This is a genomic window from Clostridium sp. AF50-3 (assembly GCF_003477445.1).
Classification (GTDB): Bacteria; Bacillota; Clostridia; order Lachnospirales; family Lachnospiraceae; genus Otoolea; species Otoolea fessa.
The window spans coordinates 14,416-33,629 of the sequence record NZ_QUDH01000005.1; the positions used below are offsets into that span (position 1 = coordinate 14,416).

At 46.0% G+C, this 19,214-nt stretch carries 17 protein-coding genes; all 17 read left to right on the forward strand.

The features are described from left to right. The first annotated feature begins 87 nt into the window (after nucleotides 1-87). The 17 genes from DW085_RS07145 to DW085_RS07225 all read left to right on the forward strand — a co-directional run bounded on the left by DW085_RS07145 (nucleotide 88) and on the right by DW085_RS07225 (nucleotide 19,202). Nucleotides 88-1,161, forward strand: coding sequence for an AMP-binding protein (locus DW085_RS07145; protein ID WP_118492031.1), 1,074 nt, complete (start codon nucleotides 88-90; stop codon nucleotides 1,159-1,161). Then, on the forward strand, nucleotides 1,143-1,394 hold the full coding sequence (locus DW085_RS07150) for a hypothetical protein (RefSeq protein WP_182430828.1): 252 nt from the start codon (nucleotides 1,143-1,145) through the stop codon (nucleotides 1,392-1,394). The genes DW085_RS07145 and DW085_RS07150 overlap by 19 nt, the downstream gene beginning before the upstream one ends. A 166-nt stretch (nucleotides 1,395-1,560) precedes the next feature. After that, a complete protein-coding gene (locus tag DW085_RS07155) occupies nucleotides 1,561-2,160 on the forward strand; it encodes a GntR family transcriptional regulator (protein WP_243033966.1) in 600 nt (199 codons plus the stop codon). Nucleotides 2,161-2,487: 327 nt separating this feature from the next. After that, the gene (locus DW085_RS07160) at nucleotides 2,488-3,345 is read left to right on the forward strand and encodes a fructoselysine 6-kinase (protein WP_022360186.1); all 858 of its coding nucleotides are present in this window, start codon (nucleotides 2,488-2,490) and stop codon (nucleotides 3,343-3,345) included. Nucleotides 3,346-3,379: 34 nt separating this feature from the next. Continuing rightward, entirely contained in the window at nucleotides 3,380-4,357 is a 978-nt protein-coding gene (locus DW085_RS07165) for an SIS domain-containing protein (RefSeq protein ID WP_107001657.1), read from the forward strand. Nucleotides 4,358-4,746: 389 nt separating this feature from the next. Beyond that, nucleotides 4,747-5,157 (forward strand): hypothetical protein, encoded by a 411-nt coding sequence (locus DW085_RS07170; protein ID WP_022360184.1) that lies wholly within the window; start codon nucleotides 4,747-4,749, stop codon nucleotides 5,155-5,157. Between the two features lie 31 nt (nucleotides 5,158-5,188). After that, nucleotides 5,189-6,556 (forward strand): sodium/glutamate symporter, encoded by a 1,368-nt coding sequence (locus DW085_RS07175; RefSeq protein WP_118492035.1) that lies wholly within the window; start codon nucleotides 5,189-5,191, stop codon nucleotides 6,554-6,556. Between the two features lie 108 nt (nucleotides 6,557-6,664). Next, a complete protein-coding gene (locus tag DW085_RS07180; RefSeq protein ID WP_118492036.1) occupies nucleotides 6,665-7,501 on the forward strand; it encodes a sugar phosphate isomerase/epimerase family protein in 837 nt (278 codons plus the stop codon). Between the two features lie 29 nt (nucleotides 7,502-7,530). Next, nucleotides 7,531-8,367, forward strand: coding sequence for a sugar phosphate isomerase/epimerase family protein (locus DW085_RS07185; protein WP_118492038.1), 837 nt, complete (start codon nucleotides 7,531-7,533; stop codon nucleotides 8,365-8,367). A 14-nt stretch (nucleotides 8,368-8,381) separates the two neighbouring features. Next, entirely contained in the window at nucleotides 8,382-9,203 is an 822-nt protein-coding gene (locus DW085_RS07190) for a BtpA/SgcQ family protein (protein WP_117794991.1), read from the forward strand. Between the two features lie 3 nt (nucleotides 9,204-9,206). Next, on the forward strand, nucleotides 9,207-10,733 hold the full coding sequence (locus DW085_RS07195; RefSeq protein ID WP_118492040.1) for an FGGY-family carbohydrate kinase: 1,527 nt from the start codon (nucleotides 9,207-9,209) through the stop codon (nucleotides 10,731-10,733). A gap of 256 nt (nucleotides 10,734-10,989) precedes the next feature. Next, entirely contained in the window at nucleotides 10,990-11,613 is a 624-nt protein-coding gene (ruvA, locus tag DW085_RS07200) for a Holliday junction branch migration protein RuvA (protein WP_118492041.1), read from the forward strand. A 158-nt stretch (nucleotides 11,614-11,771) separates the two neighbouring features. Next, nucleotides 11,772-12,794, forward strand: a complete 1,023-nt coding sequence (gene ruvB / locus DW085_RS07205; RefSeq protein ID WP_107001650.1) for a Holliday junction branch migration DNA helicase RuvB — start codon at nucleotides 11,772-11,774, stop codon at nucleotides 12,792-12,794. Between the two features lie 89 nt (nucleotides 12,795-12,883). After that, a complete protein-coding gene (gene zapA, locus DW085_RS07210; RefSeq protein ID WP_118492042.1) occupies nucleotides 12,884-13,972 on the forward strand; it encodes a cell division protein ZapA in 1,089 nt (362 codons plus the stop codon). Nucleotides 13,973-13,985: 13 nt separating this feature from the next. Beyond that, complete coding sequence (locus DW085_RS07215) at nucleotides 13,986-16,370, forward strand: DUF3656 domain-containing protein (protein WP_118492043.1); 2,385 nt, start codon at nucleotides 13,986-13,988, stop codon at nucleotides 16,368-16,370. 47 nt (nucleotides 16,371-16,417) lie between these two features. After that, entirely contained in the window at nucleotides 16,418-17,758 is a 1,341-nt protein-coding gene (locus DW085_RS07220; protein WP_117795001.1) for an FtsW/RodA/SpoVE family cell cycle protein, read from the forward strand. Continuing rightward, a complete protein-coding gene (locus DW085_RS07225; protein WP_118492044.1) occupies nucleotides 17,742-19,202 on the forward strand; it encodes a penicillin-binding transpeptidase domain-containing protein in 1,461 nt (486 codons plus the stop codon). Before DW085_RS07220 ends, DW085_RS07225 begins: the two co-directional genes overlap by 17 nt. Nucleotides 19,203-19,214 lie beyond the last annotated feature (12 nt).

Here is a 19,214-nt window from a genome sequence, read left to right on the forward strand (position 1 = left end):
ATGATATAAAAAGTAAATGTGGTAAATTTAAAAGCTCAAATTGGTAAAAAGTTCTACATAAAAATAAGTAAAAGACAGGAATTAATCATGAAAGAAATACAGACACAACGTATAAATACATATCTGGATGCGCTCCGGGCATACCCGCCAGAGTGGGAAGCCCTGATCACGGAGAAAGAGCGCTATACGTTCGGGGAGCTCATCGAGGCGGCAGAACGTGTAAGGAAACATCCGAAAGAGATAGAAGAAAAACAGGGAAAACGTCACATCCACTGGATCCAGGAACCGACGATCGCGCATCAGCTTATTCAGTTTCTGGCATATGGAGACGGAAATACGGTTCCGGTGATTGCACCGTCCGATGTAAAAATTTCCGATGAATTGCGTGACGTGACACCTCCGGAAGGGGCATATATGGGTGTGATGACGTCGGGAACCTCCGGTCGTCAGAAAGTATTGTTCCGCTCCTTTGAAAGCTGGCACGATTTTTTTAAGCTTCAGAATAAAATTTTCAAAATGGGAGAGGGAAGCATTACGTTTATGCAGGGGAGCCTGGCGTTTACGGGCAACCTGAACCTTTATATGGCGCAGCTTGCGTCCGGCGGAAGCGTCGTTGCGGCGGATTCCTTTGATCCGCGCCTCTGGAAGCGGATGATCGAGGCAGAACAGGCGACCTGCGTCTATCTGATTCCTGTCAAGCTGCGGGCGCTGCGGCGTATCTATGAGCGGGAACAGGCGGTCAATTACCGGATTATTTCTTTTGTCAGCGGCTCCCAGAGTATGGGCGGTGCGGAGGCAGTGCAGTTTAAAAAGGCATTTCCCGAAGCGGAGATTACATTGTATTATGGCGCCAGCGAGCTGAACTATATTACCTATATCCATGGAAGTGAGATGAAAGAAGATACGACGCTGGTTGGCCGTGCATTTCCAGAGGTGGATGTCTGGATTGAAAACGACCATTTTCATGTAAAAACGCGGTATGGAATCCTTGGAATTGGAAATGACGCGGTGATTGGGGACTGCGGTCACACAGATGCAGAGGGACTCTTCTATTTTGATGGGAGGGATGATGATATCTGCAACATAAATGGGAGAAAAGTGTCATCCTCCGGGTCGAAGAGGCGGTGCGGACATTTCCGGGAGTGGCAGAGACGGCAGTGAAGGCAGTCCATGAGCATGGGCGCGATTATCTGAAAGTGTGGATTGTGTGGGAGAAAGAAGCTGAAAGGGAAGAAATTGCCGGAAGTGACAGCGGAAAATGTGGTTGTACCAATAGGGCAATTCGGGAATTTTTGGCAGAAAGACTGGCAGATTATGAGATTCCACGCGAATTTGTCTTTCTAAAGGAGTTTCCAAAGACTGAAAGCGGAAAGATTCGTAAAAAAGAACTGTGAAGTATCAAAGATCCGTGTATATGATTGCTTTTTATTTAGATATAGTTTATATTGTTATATAAAGAGTTATATCATTCATGTTATTAGGAACAGGGAGAAAGAAAATGTTAAATAGTAGTGCCGCAGTGCGCTGTATGTCCAATTAAAAGAAAAAATTGAACAAAAAATAAGTGATGGTGAATATAAACCAGGAGAAAAGCTGCAAACGGAAGGTGAAATGGCAAAATCGTTTGGAGTCAGTATTATTACAGTTCGAAAAGCAGTCAGCGAATTGGTGGAAAAAGGACTTGTAGAAAAAAAACAGGGAAAAGGAACATTTGTCTGCCAGCGCAAAGTAACTAAGGATATGAAAAAATTGCAGAGTTTTTCGGAAATGTGTGCTCATATGGGAATGAAGGCCGGAGGACGTATGCTTGAAAACAGGCTGGAACCGGCGAGTGAAAAGATAGCCCGGCTTTTGAATGTGGAAAAAGGCAGCCAGGTTATCTATATATCCAGAGTCCGCTATGCGGATGGTATGCCGATGGCGATTGAGCGTAACTATTTTCCGCTTAAATATGCATTTCTTCTGGAAGAACGATTTGATGACAATTCATTGTTTACATTTTTGAAGGAACACTCTCATACAGCAGTGGCAATTTCAGAAAAATGGATTGAACTTTGCAAGGCGACAGCAGCGGAAGCAGAGCTTTTGCAGATGGCGGAACTTCGATGCTTTTTATCAAAAGTGTGGCATATACGGCTGAGAAGGAACCCATTTATGTAGGGCATCAGGTGTTTAATGGAGAAAAATGCTCATTTTATGTCTGTGAATCTACAATAGGAATCGAGTAAATTAATTGAAAAGAAAAGGCTGATTCAGGTTAGGAAGCAAGAAAAATTTGCGCTAACAGGAGTCAGCCTTTTCTTTTTATCAGGAACATGGAAACGGAGATGATAGAAATTCCATTACCGGGCACGTATGCGTGAACAGTACCTAGAAAAAAGTGATGTAAAAAAATGCAGAAATCACTTGACAAAATACATACATAAGTATAATATGATATCATAACATTATATAATGATATATAATCAATCCAAAGGAGATGAAAAAATGCGGGTCATTGGAATTGGGGACAATGTGTGCGACAAATATGAACATCTCAGGCTTATGTTTCCGGGAGGTCAGGCTGCAAACTTTGCGGTTTATGCAGGGATGCTGGGGGCAGAGTCAGCTTATATGGGAGTGTTCGGACGGGATGAGGTTGCAGAACATGTGATAGCAACACTCGATGAGCTGCAGGTAGAACACAGCCGGTGCCGTCAGTATGAAGGAGAAAATGGTTATGCGAGGGTTACGCTGGTAGACGGAGACCGTGTTTTTCTCGGAAGCAACAAAGGCGGCGTATTAAAAGAAAATCCGTTAAATCTGGACGTGGAAGATCTGGAGTATATTAAAACATTTGATCATGTGCACACGACCAATAATAGCTATTTTGATGAACAGCTTCCTAAATTGGCAGAACAGGGAATCTCTGTATCGTATGATTTTTCGGGTCAGTGGATCGATGAAGAACGAGTAAAAAAGGTTGCTCCGTATATTACGTATGCGTTTCTTTCATGTGGTTCCGTTTCGAGAGAGGATGCGGAAGAAATTTGTAAGAAAATGTTTCGTGCTGGATGCCCAATGGTAATTGCAACAAGAGGAAGCTATGGAGCAGTTCTATTTGATGGAACGCAGTTTTATGAGCAGCCGCCGCATCTGGTTGAAGCAGTAGATACGCTGGGAGCAGGGGATTCATTTGCAACGGCATTTCTGCTTTCGTTTCTGGAGAGCCGGAAAAAGTATGGCATACAGATGAAAGAAAGCATTTATGAAAAAGAGATAAGGAAAGCACTGGAAGCAGGGGCAGAGTTTTCTTCGAAAACCTGTATGGTTCAGGGGGCTTTTGGACATGGAAAGTCATTTTGATAAATAATTAATATAAAAAAAGGAGATCAGAAAGATGGAAAAATCAGTAAAAGAAATTGTAGCAGAGATCAAAGAAAAGATGGACAAACTGGGTGGATTAAAGCATGTGTATTTTGTAGCTTGCGGCGGATCTAAGGCAGCTATTTTCCCAGGGCTGTACCTTCTTCAGAGTGAGGCAAAAACTTTTAGCGCTACTACATATACCAGCAATGAATTTGTTCATGCAACACCAAAAGAACTGGATGAGCGATGCGTCGCAGTTATTTGTTCATTAAAGGCAACGCCTGAGACCGTGGAGGCAGTAAAAACAGCCAATGCTGCAGGTGCAGTGACAATCGCTATGACAGGAAATATGCAGACAGGTATGGCAAAAGTTGGACAGTATATTGTGACATATTCAAATGGAGATGATCAGGTATATAGTGATTCTAACCAGGCGAACGCCCTTCGGATTGGTTTTGAGCTGTTAAAACAGTTTGAAAACTGGGAGAATTATGACAAGGCGATGGAAGCATACCGTTACATTGATGAAATTATAGAAGAAGGCAAGAAAAATGTTTTGGCGGATGCAAAAGCCTGGGCAGAAAAATATAAAGATGAACCTGTATTTTACGTGCTGGCATCTGGTTCAAACTATGGAGTTGCATATTCCATGTGCTGCTGTCATTTCATGGAGATGCAGTGGAAGCATGCTGTGTGCCTGCATACGGGTGAGTACTTCCATGGTCCATTTGAAACAACGGATAAGAAGCTTCCGATGATCCTTCTGATGAGTGAGGGAAGAACCCGCGCATTGGATGAACGCTGCTTAAAATTCCTGCGCACTTATGCGGAAAATTATATTGTAATTGATTTTGAAAAATTAAATGGCGGTAAAATCGATAAGAGCGTCGTAGAATTCTTTAATCCGGTTGTTATGATTCCGATTGAGAGATACTATGTTTCCCAGATGGCGGAAGTGCGTGGCCATTCTATGGATGAAAGACGTTATATGTGGAAAGTGGAATACTAAAGATCCTCCAATTAAATATTTTCTTAGACAGACAGCGAGGCCTGACCGTATGGAGCAGACTTCGCTGTTTTGTCCATACGGGCAAGTTAATTTAGAGTGAGCATAGTGTAAGTAAAAAATCAGAACGTTTGGCATCAAAGAATTGCTGAAAAAGATAACAGACAAGTGAAAAAAATTATGAAAATTGATATGGATGTGTGTGATGAAAAAGAAAACGTAATAAAAATATGATAGGGAGAGAGGCTGCCCCCTAAAAAAAATATGTAAAATGACAAATTAGCATTGACAATATAATGATATATGATGTATTATAATGACATGATATGAAGTAATTCGCTTGAAACCTGCAGGAACAAGAAGAATTTGAAAAGAAGGTAGGAGGAAATGTCATGAAAGCAGATGTGTTTGAGTATGAAGGGGAAGGTATTCAGTGTGTATATGACAATAAAAAATGGGTCGTATGTATTAAAAACTGGAAGCCTAATAATGATATTGAGAAGATTCAGTATCTGGAAGTGCATCACGCAACCGATGAGCAGTTTATTCTGGTTCAGGGAAAAGCAGTTCTTTTGACGGCGTCCCGCGAGAATGATGCATTTAAGATTGATGTAATTCCGATGGAGCCAAATAAAGTTTACAATGTTTTGCAGGGAACATGGTTTAATACGATCACACAGAAGGATACAAAGCTGATATATGTGCAGGATGCGGGGACGACAACAGAAAACAGCGAATACTGTGATATGACAGAAGTGGAATTGAGTATGGTTAGGGAAAAAGCAAAAAAAGCATTGCAGTAGCATCATAAAAAAGAAATGAGGAGGACAAAAGATGGAGTTTAATGCGTATTCCATGTTGGTGGATTTCATGTGGGCAGGTATTTTCCTGTTTGTGGCGAAAATGCTGAGGGAAAAAATCAAGATTCTGCAGAGCCTGTTTGTTCCGGTCAGTCTGCTGGCTGGATTTATCGGGCTTGCCTTAGGACAGAATGGTTTTGGAATTATCAGTTTTTCTTCACAGTTTGGTTCTTATGCAGGTCTGCTGATTATCGCAGTATTTGTATCAATTGGGCTGAGAGGCTTTAATTTTTCAGCTGGTGGCTGGAAAACAAATTTCGATCGGATTGGCAGCTACTACTGCTTCCGCAATATTGGCTGGGCATTTCAGTATGCAATGCCGATTATTTTTGCAATGGTAGTCCTGAAAATGTTTGCTCCTGATTTAAATCCGGCATTTGGAATGCTGATTCCTGCAGGCTTTCAGGGAGGTCATGGTACAGCAGCAGCACTTGGCGCGACACTCGGCACACTTGGATGGGAAGATGCAACAGATCTGGCGATGACAAGTGCAACCGTAGGTATTTTAACCGGTATTTTTGGTGGAATTGCTTTAATCAAAATCGGAACGAAAAGAAACTATACCAAGTTTGTAAAAGATTTCAGCCAGCTTCCTGACGATATGCGCACGGGACTCATTGAAGAAGGAAAACGCCCGGTATTAGGCGAAGAAACCGTTTCACCGATGGCAATTGATCCGCTGGCATGGCATCTTCTTCTGATTCTGATTCCAACCGGTATTGGATATCTTTTAACAAATGTAATTCAGGGAGCAACCGGACTTGGCGTTCCGAGCTTCTCTGTCGGCTTCCTGGTAGCAATTGTATTTCATTTTGTATTAAAAGGAATAAAAGCCGATAAATATGTAGATAACCGCATCATTTCCCGTATGGGAAGCTGTGCAACTGATTTCCTTGTATTTTTCGGTGTGGCATCAATTAAGATTCCGGTTGTTATTGAGTACGCAGTTCCGTTTGGTCTGCTGATGTTATTTGGAATTGTCTGGGTTGTATTCCACTTTACAGTGATTGCACCGAGACTCTTAAAACAGGAATGGTTTGAGAGAGGTATCTATGTATATGGTTACTCGACCGGTGTAACAGCAATCGGCATGGCACTTTTAAGAATTGTAGATCCGGAGAACAAGAGCTGTACACTGGATGATGCAGCAATTGTAACACCGATTGAGTCAATTATTGAAATTTTTGCATTAGCGGCAGTTCCGGTTGCCTGTGTTCAGGGAAACTGGATTGCAGCTGTAACACCAATTTTGATTTACCTGGCAGCGCTTTGCATTGTCCCGGTTGTATTCAAATGGTGGCATAAACATCCAGGTAAAGTATGGGATGAAAGTGAGTCTTAGGGAAAGACAAAAGATGTAAATATAATCTGTAAATAAGCGGGCACTGTGAAATCTGATAGAGCGAAGGTTTTTGCAGTGCCTTTGTGTGTAGAGAGGAGGAACAACTGGATGATAAAGATAAGGCGGGAACAGATTGCAGGAATGAATATGCACTATAAATACAGAACTTTGGATTATTTCTTTAAAACGCAGCAGGCTCTCGGAATAAAAAATATAGAGTTTTGGTGTGCAAGACCGCATTTCCTGCTAGATGATTATGGATTTGAGGATGCGGCTGAATTAAAAAAGAATGCAGCAGATTATGGATTGACAATCGGAGCTTTTTCACCGGAGTGTACGATTTATAATTATGCACTTTGCTGTCATGACGAGACGGCAAGAAAGCATTCGATCGGATATTTTGAAAATGGAATCCGTGCAGCGGCAGAAGCTGGTGCGAAAGTGATGGTACTCAATTGCTGCGGCGGTGCAAGAAATGAAGATCCGAGACGTATTTTTGAACGTGCGGTTCAAACCTTGCGTCGGCTTTCAAAAACTGCTGCGGAAGAGGGGGTTGTTCTTGCAGTGGAAACAGTACGGCCAGAAGACGCAACGGTTATTAATATGCTTCCAGAACTAAAAAAACTTTTGGAGTCGGTTAATGAGCCGCAGATACAGGCTGCCCTGAATTTGACGAATGCTGGAGTGGCAGGAGAGTCGATGAAAGACTGGTTTGAAGCATTTGGAGACAAAATATACCATATCCGTTTTGTGGATGGACGTCCGCAGGGATGCCTTGCATGGGGAGATGGTTTGAGACCGTTAGAGGATCAATTGATTTGTCTGGATCAGTACAAATATAAAGGATTGCTAAGCCTGGCACTGAATGATGCACGCTACCTGGAGGATCCGGCTGCAGCCGATCGGCAGAATATGCGTGAATTGGAACCGTTTATAATGGATTAATGGAGTAATTGTATGAGGAGGAAGCGAAAATGAAAATAGTTGATTTTGATAAACTTTCGGTATTGAATCTTCATTATTGCCAATATACGTTGGATTATTTCCTGGATTGTATGCAGGAACTGGGAATCAAAAATGTAGAATTGCTGGGAGGACATCAAGGACTTTGGCTGGATCCAAAGGAATATCAGGATCCAGAGCCAGTCCGTAAAAAATTACAGGAACACGGTTTGAAGTGTCCGGTATTTACACCACAGAATTGCCGGTTTGGTTATCAATTTGGTGTAAAAGAACCAGAACTGAGAGAAAAAACATTTGGATTTTTTGCAAATGCGATACGTCTGGGGGCTGCGCTGGGGGCAGAGAAGATGGAAGCAAATTCCGGATGGGGTTACTGGGATGAAGCGGAGGAGGATGGATTGAAACGGGCAGCTGAGATGCATCAGAGACTTTGTGAGGTCGCAGAGGAAAATGGCGTGACAATTGTGGCAGAGTCTTTACGGCCGCAGGAATCAAGAATTGGGTATAGTTTGCAGCAAATGAAACAGTTATTTGATTTAGTCGATCATCCGCGCTTTAAAGTTATGATTGATTTGACAGCAATGTCGGTTTCTGGTGAAACGATTCAGCAGTGGTTTGATGTTTTTGGAAAGGAAAACATTGTACATGCACATTTTCAGGATTGTGATCCCTATGGGCATTACATCTGGGGTGAAGGGAAGAGAAACTTAAGAAAGGATTTAGAGGATATGGTAAAAAATGGATATGAGGGATATTTTACGCAGGAACTGACAGCACCGGCGTATTACCTGGATCCATTTCGTTATGACAAAAGAAATGTGCAGAATTTGAGAATGTACATGGAATAGAGGAGAGAAAGAATATGTGGACAGATGAATTATTTCATGTAAAAAAGCCGATCATTGCACTGTTGCATTTGCGGGCGCTGCCGGGGGATCCTCTGTATGAAAAAGGTGCAACGATGGGAGAGGTAATTGAAAATGCAGCCAGAGAGCTTCAGGCGCTCCAGGAGGGAGGAGTAGATGGAATTTTGATTGCCAATGAATTCAGCCTTCCGTATGAAAAAAAGGTTTCCTACGTAACTGTGGCAGCGATGGGACGGATTGTGGGAGAATTAAAAAAAGAGATAAAAGTTCCATTTGGTGTCAATATTGTTTCTAATCCATTGGCGACGATCGATTTGGCAGCGGCAGTCGAGGCAGATTTTGTAAGAAGTACATTTACGGGTGCCTATATAGGTGAAAATGGAATTACAGATACGAATATTCCAGAAGTCTTGCGTAGAAAAAAAGCACTTGGACTAGATAAAATGAAATTGCTATATAAGGTAAATCCAGAGTCGGATGTATATCTAGCAGAGAGAAGTCTGGAAAAAATAACAAAATCCATGATTTTTCATTGCTTTCCAGATGGTCTGTGTGTTTCTGGAAGTAGTGCTGGTCAGGAAACGGATTCAAGTTTGGTACGCAGGGTCAAGGCAGTTTCTGGATTTGTTCCTGTTTTCTGTAATACAGGGTGTACGAAGGAAAATGTGGTTGAAAAACTTAGTGAATGTGATGGCGCCTGTGTAGGGACTGCTTTTAAGAAAGATGGTAAATTTGAGAACTTTGTTGAAAAACAGAGAGTCATGGAGTTTATGGATGTAGTTAAGGCGTATCGCTGTACAATGAAAGAAGGCGTATAGACGTTGCATTATTTTTTAGGAATTGACGTTGGTACATATTCAAGTAAAGGAGTTCTAACAGATGAGTCTGGAAAGGTGGTAAGTCGGGCAGTTACTCATCACGGAATGGAAAATCCAGAACCTGGTTATTATGAGCAGGACGCGGATAAGGTATGGTGGAATGATTTTTGCATTTTGTCAAAAATGCTCTTACAGCAGAGTGGTGTAGAACCAGAAAAAATTGCTTGTGTAGGGGGAAGCACATTGGGAGCAGATTGCCTTCCAGTTGATAAGGATGGGCATCCTTTACGAAAAGCAATTTTATATGGTATTGATGCACGTTGCGTGGAAGAAATGGAGTATCTCTCACAGTATTATGGCACAGAAAAAGTAAAAAAACTATTTGGACGTCCAATTTGCAGTGGAGATGTGTCTGCTAAAATTTTATGGATAAAAAATCATGAACCAGAGATATATAGACGCACACACAAGTTTTTGACAGGTTCTTCTTATCTAACATTTAAACTAACTGGAAAATATGTAATAGATACATTTTTGGGGATGGCTTCATTTCGTCCGCTGTATTATCCGGATGGGAGCATCCATAAAGAAATGTGTAAACCGATTTGTATGCCGGAGCAGTTGGCAGAAGGAATGCCGGTTACCCATATTTGTGGAACGGTAACAAAGCAGGCAGCTAAGGAGACAGGACTCAAAGAAGGAACGCCAGTTATTACTGGAACTGGAGATTCAGCAGCTGAGGCAATCAGTGTAGGAGTACTTGCACCAGGCGATCTGATGGTACAGTTTGGATCGTCCTTATTTTTCTATTGTTGTGCAGATCGGCTGATTCAGGATGAGCGAGTGCGCGGAAATCCATTTTTAATTCCAGAAACTTATAGTGTAGCAGCAGGAACTAATAATGGAGGCACACTTCAAAAATGGTATTTGGAACAGTTATTTTCTGAATGCTTGGAAAAGGAAAAAACAGCAGGATTGAATGCATATGAAGAAATGATGAAAGGAATTTCTGAGATTGCACCCGGATCAGATGGTTTGATAACTTTACCTTACTTTGCGGGAGAAAGGACACCGCTGAATGATCCAGACGCAAGAGGAATGATTGTGGGACTTTCATTGAGCCATACAAAAAGACATTTGTATCGCTCGGCACTGGAAGGAATTGGGTATTCAGTTGCACAGCATATTGACATATTCCGTGAAAATGGTTTGCCTGTAAAACGGATTGCAGCGGCGGGGGGAGGAACGAAAAACGCAGTTTGGATGCAGATGGTGGCGGATATATCAGGAGTATCGTTGGAAACACCAAAGGAAGACATAGGGGCAGCTTATGGAGATGCACTGATGGCAGCGATTGGAGTCGGATTCTACCAAGGTTTTTCAGATTTGCGCCAAGTAATCCAAAAGAAATGTATTTATAAGCCGGATTTAGAGAGGCATGAGTTATACAAGCCATTTAGAAAGCTATTTGATGAATTATATAGGTGTAATCAGGAAATATTACATAGTTTATCTAAGCATAACAAGTAAATAAAAGATATGGAAAGGCTTTTTGACTGTAATTATTGATATTACAATTGAAAAGCTTTTTCATTTATAGGTTCCCGATAATGTGTAAAAATGAAATTCAATCAACCGGGCAGAATATATGTTCGAAATTCCGCACTTTCCTTGCAATGAAAACTGTGCTATGGTATACTGAAAAGAAGATTTGGAGGCATTTTGAAGCGTTCTTTTTTTAGTTTGAACCAGATCTTGAACCAGTGAGAAAAGAAAGGAATTTACCGTGATTTCGTATGTAAAAGGCATCCTGGCGGAGAAAGCAAAGGACCGTATCGTGGTCGAGTCCGGCATGATGGGGATCGGGATTTTTGTCCCGATGTCGGTGCTGGAAGTTTTACCGCCGCTCGGGGAAGAGGTAAAGATATATACGCACCTGCAGGTGCGGGAGGATGATATGAGCCTGTACGGCTTTTTAAGCCGTTCGGATCTGGAGATGTTCCGCCAGCTTCTGGGGGTCAACGGCATTGGTCCGAAGGGGGCACTTGGCATCTTGTCGGCGCTGCGTCCGGAGGATCTGCGTCTTGCGGTTATGACTGGGGATGCGAAGGCGATCTCCCGTGCACCGGGCGTTGGGGCAAAGACGGCACAGCGGATCATTCTCGATTTGAAGGATAAAGTACAGGCAGAGGATCTGCTGACACCGCTGTTAGATGGCAGTGCGGCGGTTTCGCCGGCTGCGGGGAACGGGCTTTCAGGCAATGCGGCGAAGGAAGCCGTGGAGGCGCTGGTAACGCTGGGATATACGAATGCCGAGGCAGTGAAGGCGGTCAAGAGCGCCAATGTGACGGAAGAGATGGATTCCGAGGCGGTATTGAAGGCATCGCTGAAATATCTGGCGTTTTTGTAAAACAACCTATGTGTCGGACATTCGAAATTGCAGGATCATAAAAAATAGTGGTGCTTGTGCGTCAGATGAAAATTTGGAATGTGTGGCAGATATGAGAAAATGGAACTGTCATGGCTTAATTGAATGAGAGAGAAAAACAGGAAAGACAGGAAACAAGTATGAGCAGAAGGACGATTACAACCGAGGTGACGGAGGAGGATAAGCGGATTGAGGGAAGTCTCCGCCCGCAGACCTTAGACGAATATATCGGTCAGGAGCGGATCAAATCGACGTTAAAGGTATTTATCCATGCGGCGAAATCCCGCGGCGAGGCGCTTGACCATGTTCTTTTCTATGGACCGCCGGGATTGGGAAAGACGACACTCAGCGGCATTATCGCCAATGAGATGGGAACCCGTATGAAGGTTACTTCCGGTCCGGCAATCGAGAAACCAGGGGAGATTGCGGCGATTCTCAACGGGCTCCAGGAGGGAGACGTCCTCTTTGTGGATGAGATTCACCGCTTAAACCGCCAGGTGGAAGAGGTGCTTTATCCGGCGATGGAGGACTATGCGATCGATATCATGTTGGGAAAAGATTCGACGGCGCGCTCGATTCGTCTGGATCTGCCGAAATTTACGCTGGTAGGCGCGACGACACGCGCGGGGCTTCTGACGGCGCCGCTGCGCGATCGCTTCGGCATCGTGCAGAAGATGGATTTTTATACGCCTGAAGAGCTGCAGACGATTGTCCTGCGGACGGCGGGAGTTCTGAATGTGGAGATTGATAAGACGGGCGCCTATGAGATTGCGAGACGTTCGAGAGGAACGCCGCGTCTGGCAAACCGACTGTTAAAACGTGTGAGGGACTTTGCACAGGTCAAGTACAACGGCGTGATTACGAAAGAAGTCGCGGATTTTGCACTGGATATCCTTGATGTGGACAAGCTGGGACTTGACAACAACGACCGTGCGATCTTACATATGATTATCGACAAGTTTTCCGGCGGTCCGGTCGGACTGGAGACGCTGGCGGCAGCGCTGGGCGAGGATGCTGGGACACTGGAAGATGTGTATGAACCGTATCTTCTGATGAACGGTCTGCTCAACCGGACTCCGCGTGGGCGGATGGCGACCGAAGCAGCGTATCGGCATCTCGGGTATGCCTGGAATCAAGCAAAAAACGGTATTTCTGAGATTTGATATTTGATTGATTTGAAGGTGGTATTTCTGTGTGGGTGACGTGACAACGTCGAACCATATTTATTAATAGATAGAAAGAAGAGAATGCGATGGCAAAACAGTATATAGATGTATTAATTGATGGAAAAGTGTATAGCCTGGGCGGCAGTGAGACGGAAGGATATGTACAGCAGATTGCCACGTATCTGAATGGGAAGATTTTCCAGCTCAAGGCGCAGCCGGGATTTTTGAAAATGCCGGAAGACTACCAGAGTATTATGACTTATCTGAATCTGGCGGATGATTATTTTAAAGAAAAAGAGAGTGCGAAGGCACTTGCATCCGACAAAGAGAGCATGGAAAAAGAGACATACCGTCTGAAACATGAGATGGTCAGCACCCAGATGAAACTCGAGAGTCTCCGCAATGAGCGCACCGTCAGCGAGGAAGAACTGGAGACGGCAAAGAAGGCGGCAAAAGAGGCAACTGAGCAGGCGGAAGCTGCTAAAAATGAGGTACAGGCACAGATCGAGCGTGTGAAAAAAGAAGCGCAGGAGCAGATCGAGGCTGTGAAGAAAACAGCACAGGAACAGGTTGAGTCTGCAAGAAAAGAAGCGCAGGAGCAGATTGAACGTGCGAAGAGAGAGGTACAGGAGCGCGTGGAATCCGCGGAAAAAGCAGCACAGGATCGCGCTGCCAGGGCGGAGCAGACAGCCCGGGAGCAGGCAGAAGCTGCAAAAAAAGAGGCATTGGAACAGATTGCGGATGCAAAGAAAGAAGCAAACGATTTCCGTGGAGAAGCAGAGGTTTGGAAACAGGAGGCAGAAGATCAGCGTCTGGCGGTCGAGTCATCCCAGAGTGAAATCGCTTCTTTGCAGGACAAGCTGGAGATTCTCAAACAACAGCTTGAAGAAGCGAGACAGGCGGCGACAGCTGTGCAGACGGAAAAATCGCAGCTGGAAGCACGTCTGATGCAGACGGAACAGGAAAAACAAAGTGTAAAAGAGCAGCTGAGCCAGCTGGAGCAGGAAAAACAGACGATAAAGAAAGATCTGGAAGAGAGCCTCCAGGAGGCAGGGGCAGCACGTGAGGAACTGGCAGCTGTCCGTCAGGCACAGGTGGAGGCATATATGAAGCGGAAGCCATTTCCCAAGAGACAGGGAACGGTGGAACTGAAAGATGCAATTCTGCGGTTATAATGGGTGAAATGATATGAAAAAAAAGGTGGAAATTCTGGCACCGGCGGGTTCCTTCGATAGCATGAAAGCGGCGGTTGCTGCGGGGGCGGACGCAGTCTATATGGGCGGCAGCCGTTTCGGAGCCAGGGCATATGCGGAAAATCCGGATGAAACGGGGATGTTGGAAGCGATCAACTACGTGCATCTGCATGGGCGCCAGCTTTATATGACGGTCAATACGCTGGTAAAGGAAGACGAGATGGATGACTTATACGACTATCTGCTTCCGTATTACCAGGCGGGACTGGATGCCGTGATCGTGCAGGACATGGGGGTATTTTCTTATATCCGGGAGCATTTTCCGGATTTGCCGGTTCATGCGAGCACACAGATGACGATTACCGGACCGGAGGGCGCGGCGCTTATGACGAGGATGGGCGCGGTCCGCATCGTCACAGCGCGTGAACTTTCATTGGAAGAGATACGCCGCATTTATCAGGAGACGGGCGTGGAGATAGAGAGCTTTGTTCACGGGGCTCTCTGTTACTGTTATTCGGGACAATGCCTGTTCAGCAGCCTGATCGGCGGCAGAAGCGGCAACCGGGGACGATGCGCTCAGACCTGCCGGCTTCCGTTTGATGTCCTTCGGCGGCTGGATGAGAACAACCCGAATGAAAACAAAAAACAAAAGAAAGAAAATGGCGTGTTAAATCCGGGTGATTCCAAGTATGTGCTCAGTCTCAAGGATCTTTGTACGCTGGATATTTTGCCGGATATTCTGGAAGCAGGCGTTTATTCCTTGAAAATCGAGGGGCGCATGAAGAGTCCGCGCTATACGGCAGGCGTGGTGCGCCTGTACCGGAAATATGTAGATTTATATTTAAAGAATGGCAGAAAAGGTTACCGGGTTGACCCGAAAGACCGGAAGGAGCTGCTGGATCTGTTTGACCGCGGCGGTCAGACGTTAGGCTATTATACCGAGCACAATGGACGCGATATGGTGGTCTGCCATGAGAAACCGGCATTCCGCCAGGAAAACCGGGAACTTTACCAGTATCTGGACAAAACGTATGTGGAAGCAGAGGTGAAAGAACCGGTTCAGGGGTTTGCGCGTGTCTGTGAAGGCGAACCGCTGCAGCTGACGCTTCAATACGAAGATCCGCTGACGGGAGAAAGCCGGATGGCAGGCGGAATCGGAGCAGTTGTCCAGACGGCAGTGAAACAGCCGATGAGCAAGGAACGGATTGAGAAACAGCTCGGAAAAACGGGAAATACGCCGTATTACTTTGAAAATCTGGAAGTGGAGACAGGCGGCAGCCCCTTTGTGCCGGTGCAGGAGTTAAATGAACTCCGCCGCTCTGCGTTTGAGCAGCTGACCGAGGAGATACTGCGTCCATACCGCCGGGAGATACCGGAAAATAGGGCGTGCGGGACAGGACAAGGATGGAAAAATCCGGAAGAAAAGAATCTGGAAGAAAATAACCAGACAGGTTCGGAATCAGAAAAAACCAGCCCGGCTCAGGACGTTGAACTCACAGCGGGTTTACCTGTACAGAGCCAGAAAACGCTGTTTGAGAATAAAAAAGGGAATAAAACAGCTCTGTACCACATCCACGTTTCGGTCGAACACCCGGCACAGTTAAAAGTGGCGTTATCCGTACCGGAAGTCGGCGCCATCTATCTGGATAGCGCTGAATTTGGCGCCGAACAGTGGAACGAATGGGTATCGCGCTGCCATGAGGCAGACAAGCAGTGTCTTTTGGTAATGCCGCATATTTTCCGCGATCGGGCAAAGGAATATTTTGAAACACATCGTTCCAGGCTGGAATCAGCGGGATTTGACGGTCTTGTCATCCGGGCATGGGAAGAGCTGGAACTGGTGCGCGAGTGGAAGATTTCCATCCCGCTTGTGATGGATTATGGTATTTATACGATGAATCACCGGGCGGAGGATTTTGTGCGGGAGATGGCGCCGGAGTTTTCGATGCGTTTTACCCTTCCGGTCGAGCTCAACAGCCGGGAGTTGGAGGCGCGCGACAGCCGGGAACGGGAACTTCTCGTATATGGTTCGATCCCGGTCATGGTAACCGCCCAGTGCATCCGGAAAACAGTGGAAGGATGCAGTAAATGTCCGGAATATCTGTATCTGCGGGATCGCAAAAAGAAGGTATTTCCGGTAAGGAACCAGTGCCGTTTCTGCTGCAATACGATCTACAATTCCAGCCCCCTGTCGCTTTTGAAGGATAAAAAGCAGATAGACCGCCTGCAGCCGGAGGTGCTGCGTCTGGCATTTACGTCGGAGAGTGCGGCACAGACCGGGGAAGTGCTGGATGCCTACGTGAAGACCTTCCTCCATCAGGAACCGGTGGAGCTGGAGGGCGAATTTACAAGAGGTCATTTTAAGAGGGGCGTAGAGTAGCGTGTGTACCGGGAATCTTCCGGGTACACATGAAAAGGAGGATCACCATGATAAATCTTGTGACAACGATGTCCAGGTATCTGATGATATTGCTGATACTGATTTATACATATTATAATTTCCGCTTTTTTTCACTGCCGGATGACGAGTCGAAACTCCGGCTCTGTCGTCTGCAGAATGTACCGCTGTTTTTGATATTTCTTCTGTCGGGTACGATCATTTATCTACAAACCGAGGATGAGGCAGTTGTGCTGTTTTTCGGCGCGCAGCTTGTCTTTTTTGTCCTGTACCAGCTCTTATACCGGCTGTTTTACCGGAATGCGTCGAGACTGTTGCTGAACAACACGTGTATGCTTCTGTGCACCAGTTTTATCATGCTGACGCGCATCTCGATGGACAAGGCGGTCCGCCAGTTTATCATCATGGCAGTTGCAGCGGTTATCACAATGATTATACCATATGTGATAGATAGAACCTGGCAGCTCGCTAAGATACCGTGGGTGTACGGCCTGATAGGTCTGGCGCTGCTGCTGGTTGTCTGTGTGATCGGCAATACCAGCTTCGGCGCGCAGCTTTCGATCAGTATCGGCGGATTTTCGTTCCAGCCGTCCGAGTTTGTTAAGATCAGCTTTGTATTCTTCGTGGCGACGATGTTTTACCGCTCAACGGAGTTTAAAAATGTGGCGATCACGACCGGCGTGGCGGCGGCGCACGTGTTGATTCTGGTGTTATCCAAGGATCTGGGAAGTGCGCTGATTTTTTTCCTCGCCTATGTCCTGATGCTGTTTATTGCAACCTCCAACTGGCTGTATCTGGCAGGCGGTCTTGGAAGCGGCTGTGCGGCTGCGATGCTGGCGTATAAGCTGTTTTCGCATGTGCGTGTCCGCGTGGAAGCATGGCAGGATCCGTGGAGTGACATCGCAGGAAAAGGATATCAGGTTACGCAGGCACTCTTTGCGATCGGCACAGGCGGCTGGTTTGGCATGGGACTTTACCAGGGGATGCCGAAGAAGATCCCGGTTGTCGAGAAGGACTTCATTTTCGCGGCGATCTCGGAGGAGCTGGGCGGCATCTATGCGCTCTGTATTCTCCTGATTTGTCTGGGCTGCTTCATGCAGTTCATGCTGATTGCGACCCGGATGCAGGCATTATTTTACAAGTTGATCGCGTTTGGTCTGGGAATTGAGTATGTGGTGCAGGTGTTCCTGACGATCGGCGGCGTGACCAAGTTTATTCCGTCCACCGGCGTGACGCTGCCGCTTGTCAGTTATGGAGGCAGTTCGATTCTCAGCACATTTATCCTGTTTGGCGTGATACAGGGACTATATGTCCTGAAACGGAATGAGGAAGAAGAGGAGGAGCAGCAGTTTGATGAGGCAGAAGGATGAAATGGAAAGAACTGAAAATGCGAGAGCGCGTTCAAACCGTCATATTCTGTGGCTGACCTATGGGATTGCGGCGCTCTTTATCGCGATGGCCGTTTATTTTGGCTGGTTTATCCAGTTTAAGAGTGAAAATGTGATCGGCAGCTCTTATAATGCGAGACTCGATCTCCTCTCAGACCGGGTGACCCGCGGTTCGATTATGAGCAATGATAAAACGGTGCTGGCGCAGACGAACGTTGCAAGTGATGGAAGCGAGAAACGCTATTATCCGTATGATTATCTGTTTGTCCATTCGGTCGGATATTCCGGCAAAAATGGAAAAACAGGTCTGGAGTCGCTGGCGAATTTCTACCTGCTTTCCTCCCATGTGAATCTGATTGAGAAAACGATCAATGAATTTCAGGGGAAGAAAAATCTGGGCGACAATGTGATTACGACGCTCGATGTGGATCTGCAGCAGACGGCATCCGACGCGATCGGAAAACACCGGGGCGCGGTGATTGTCATGGAACCGGATACGGGAAAGATTTTAACGATGGTTTCCCAGCCGAATTTCAATGCGAATCTCGTCGATGAGCGCTGGGCAGAGTTGATATCGCCGGACAATACGAAGGCGCAGTTAGTCAACCGCGCGACGCAGGGCTTATATCCGCCGGGATCGACGTTCAAGATGCTGACGGTGCTGGAATATATGAAAGAGAACCCGAATACCTGGCAGGACTATGTGTATAATTGTAATGGCTCTTACCAGAATGGCGATTATACGATTAAATGTTACCACGGGACGGCACACGGGGCGCAGAACCTGATTCAGGCATTTGCCAATTCCTGCAACGGTGCGTTTGCGGAGATTGGAATGCAGATTAATTCAGAAAAATTCCGGGCGCTGGCAAATCAGATGCTCTTTAATTCGGAGCTTCCGTACACACTTCCGTACAACCAGAGCACATTTTCGCTCGACGGCAGTTCGGATGACTGGGAAAAGCTTCAGACCGCGATCGGACAGGGAAAAACCCAGATTACGCCGCTGCATAACCTGATGATCGTATCGGCGATCGCCAACGGCGGCACGCTGATGAAGCCATATATGATCGATCATGTTGAAAATGTGGGTGGTCAGACGGTCAAGAAGTTCCTTCCGTCCGCCTATGGAACCCTGATGTCTGCGAATGACGCACAGTTTCTGACGCATCTCATGAGCCAGGTGGTCGAGATTGGTACAGGTTCCGCGATGCGGGGGGCATCCTATACGGTGGCCGGAAAAACCGGTTCCGCCGAGTTTGAGACAGGTAAGGAGACACATTCCTGGTTTGTCGGTTTCGCTCCGGCAGACAAGCCGAAGGTGGCGATCTGTGTGCTGGCAGAAGAGTCTGGTTCCGGCGGTGCGGTCGCTGCGCCGATCGCAAGACAGGTGCTGGATCGGTATTTTGCAAAATATGGGCAGTAGAACAAAAGAAAA

What these genes read in the sequence shown, in the direction of transcription:
- DW085_RS07215 (WP_118492043.1), top strand. Translation starts at nt 13,986, where the DNA reads ATGAAAAAAAAGGTGGAAATTCTGGCACCGGCGGGTTCCTTCGATAGC.
- DW085_RS07190 (WP_117794991.1), top strand. Translation starts at nt 8,382, where the DNA reads ATGTGGACAGATGAATTATTTCATGTAAAAAAGCCGATCATTGCACTG.
- DW085_RS07185 (WP_118492038.1), top strand. Translation starts at nt 7,531, where the DNA reads ATGAAAATAGTTGATTTTGATAAACTTTCGGTATTGAATCTTCATTAT.
- DW085_RS07160 (WP_022360186.1), top strand. Translation starts at nt 2,488, where the DNA reads ATGCGGGTCATTGGAATTGGGGACAATGTGTGCGACAAATATGAACAT.
- zapA (WP_118492042.1), top strand. Translation starts at nt 12,884, where the DNA reads ATGGCAAAACAGTATATAGATGTATTAATTGATGGAAAAGTGTATAGC.
- DW085_RS07145 (WP_118492031.1), top strand. Translation starts at nt 88, where the DNA reads ATGAAAGAAATACAGACACAACGTATAAATACATATCTGGATGCGCTC.
- DW085_RS07220 (WP_117795001.1), top strand. Translation starts at nt 16,418, where the DNA reads ATGATAAATCTTGTGACAACGATGTCCAGGTATCTGATGATATTGCTG.
- DW085_RS07180 (WP_118492036.1), top strand. Translation starts at nt 6,665, where the DNA reads ATGATAAAGATAAGGCGGGAACAGATTGCAGGAATGAATATGCACTAT.
- DW085_RS07165 (WP_107001657.1), top strand. Translation starts at nt 3,380, where the DNA reads ATGGAAAAATCAGTAAAAGAAATTGTAGCAGAGATCAAAGAAAAGATG.
- DW085_RS07225 (WP_118492044.1), top strand. Translation starts at nt 17,742, where the DNA reads ATGAGGCAGAAGGATGAAATGGAAAGAACTGAAAATGCGAGAGCGCGT.
- DW085_RS07175 (WP_118492035.1), top strand. Translation starts at nt 5,189, where the DNA reads ATGGAGTTTAATGCGTATTCCATGTTGGTGGATTTCATGTGGGCAGGT.
- ruvB (WP_107001650.1), top strand. Translation starts at nt 11,772, where the DNA reads ATGAGCAGAAGGACGATTACAACCGAGGTGACGGAGGAGGATAAGCGG.
- DW085_RS07170 (WP_022360184.1), top strand. Translation starts at nt 4,747, where the DNA reads ATGAAAGCAGATGTGTTTGAGTATGAAGGGGAAGGTATTCAGTGTGTA.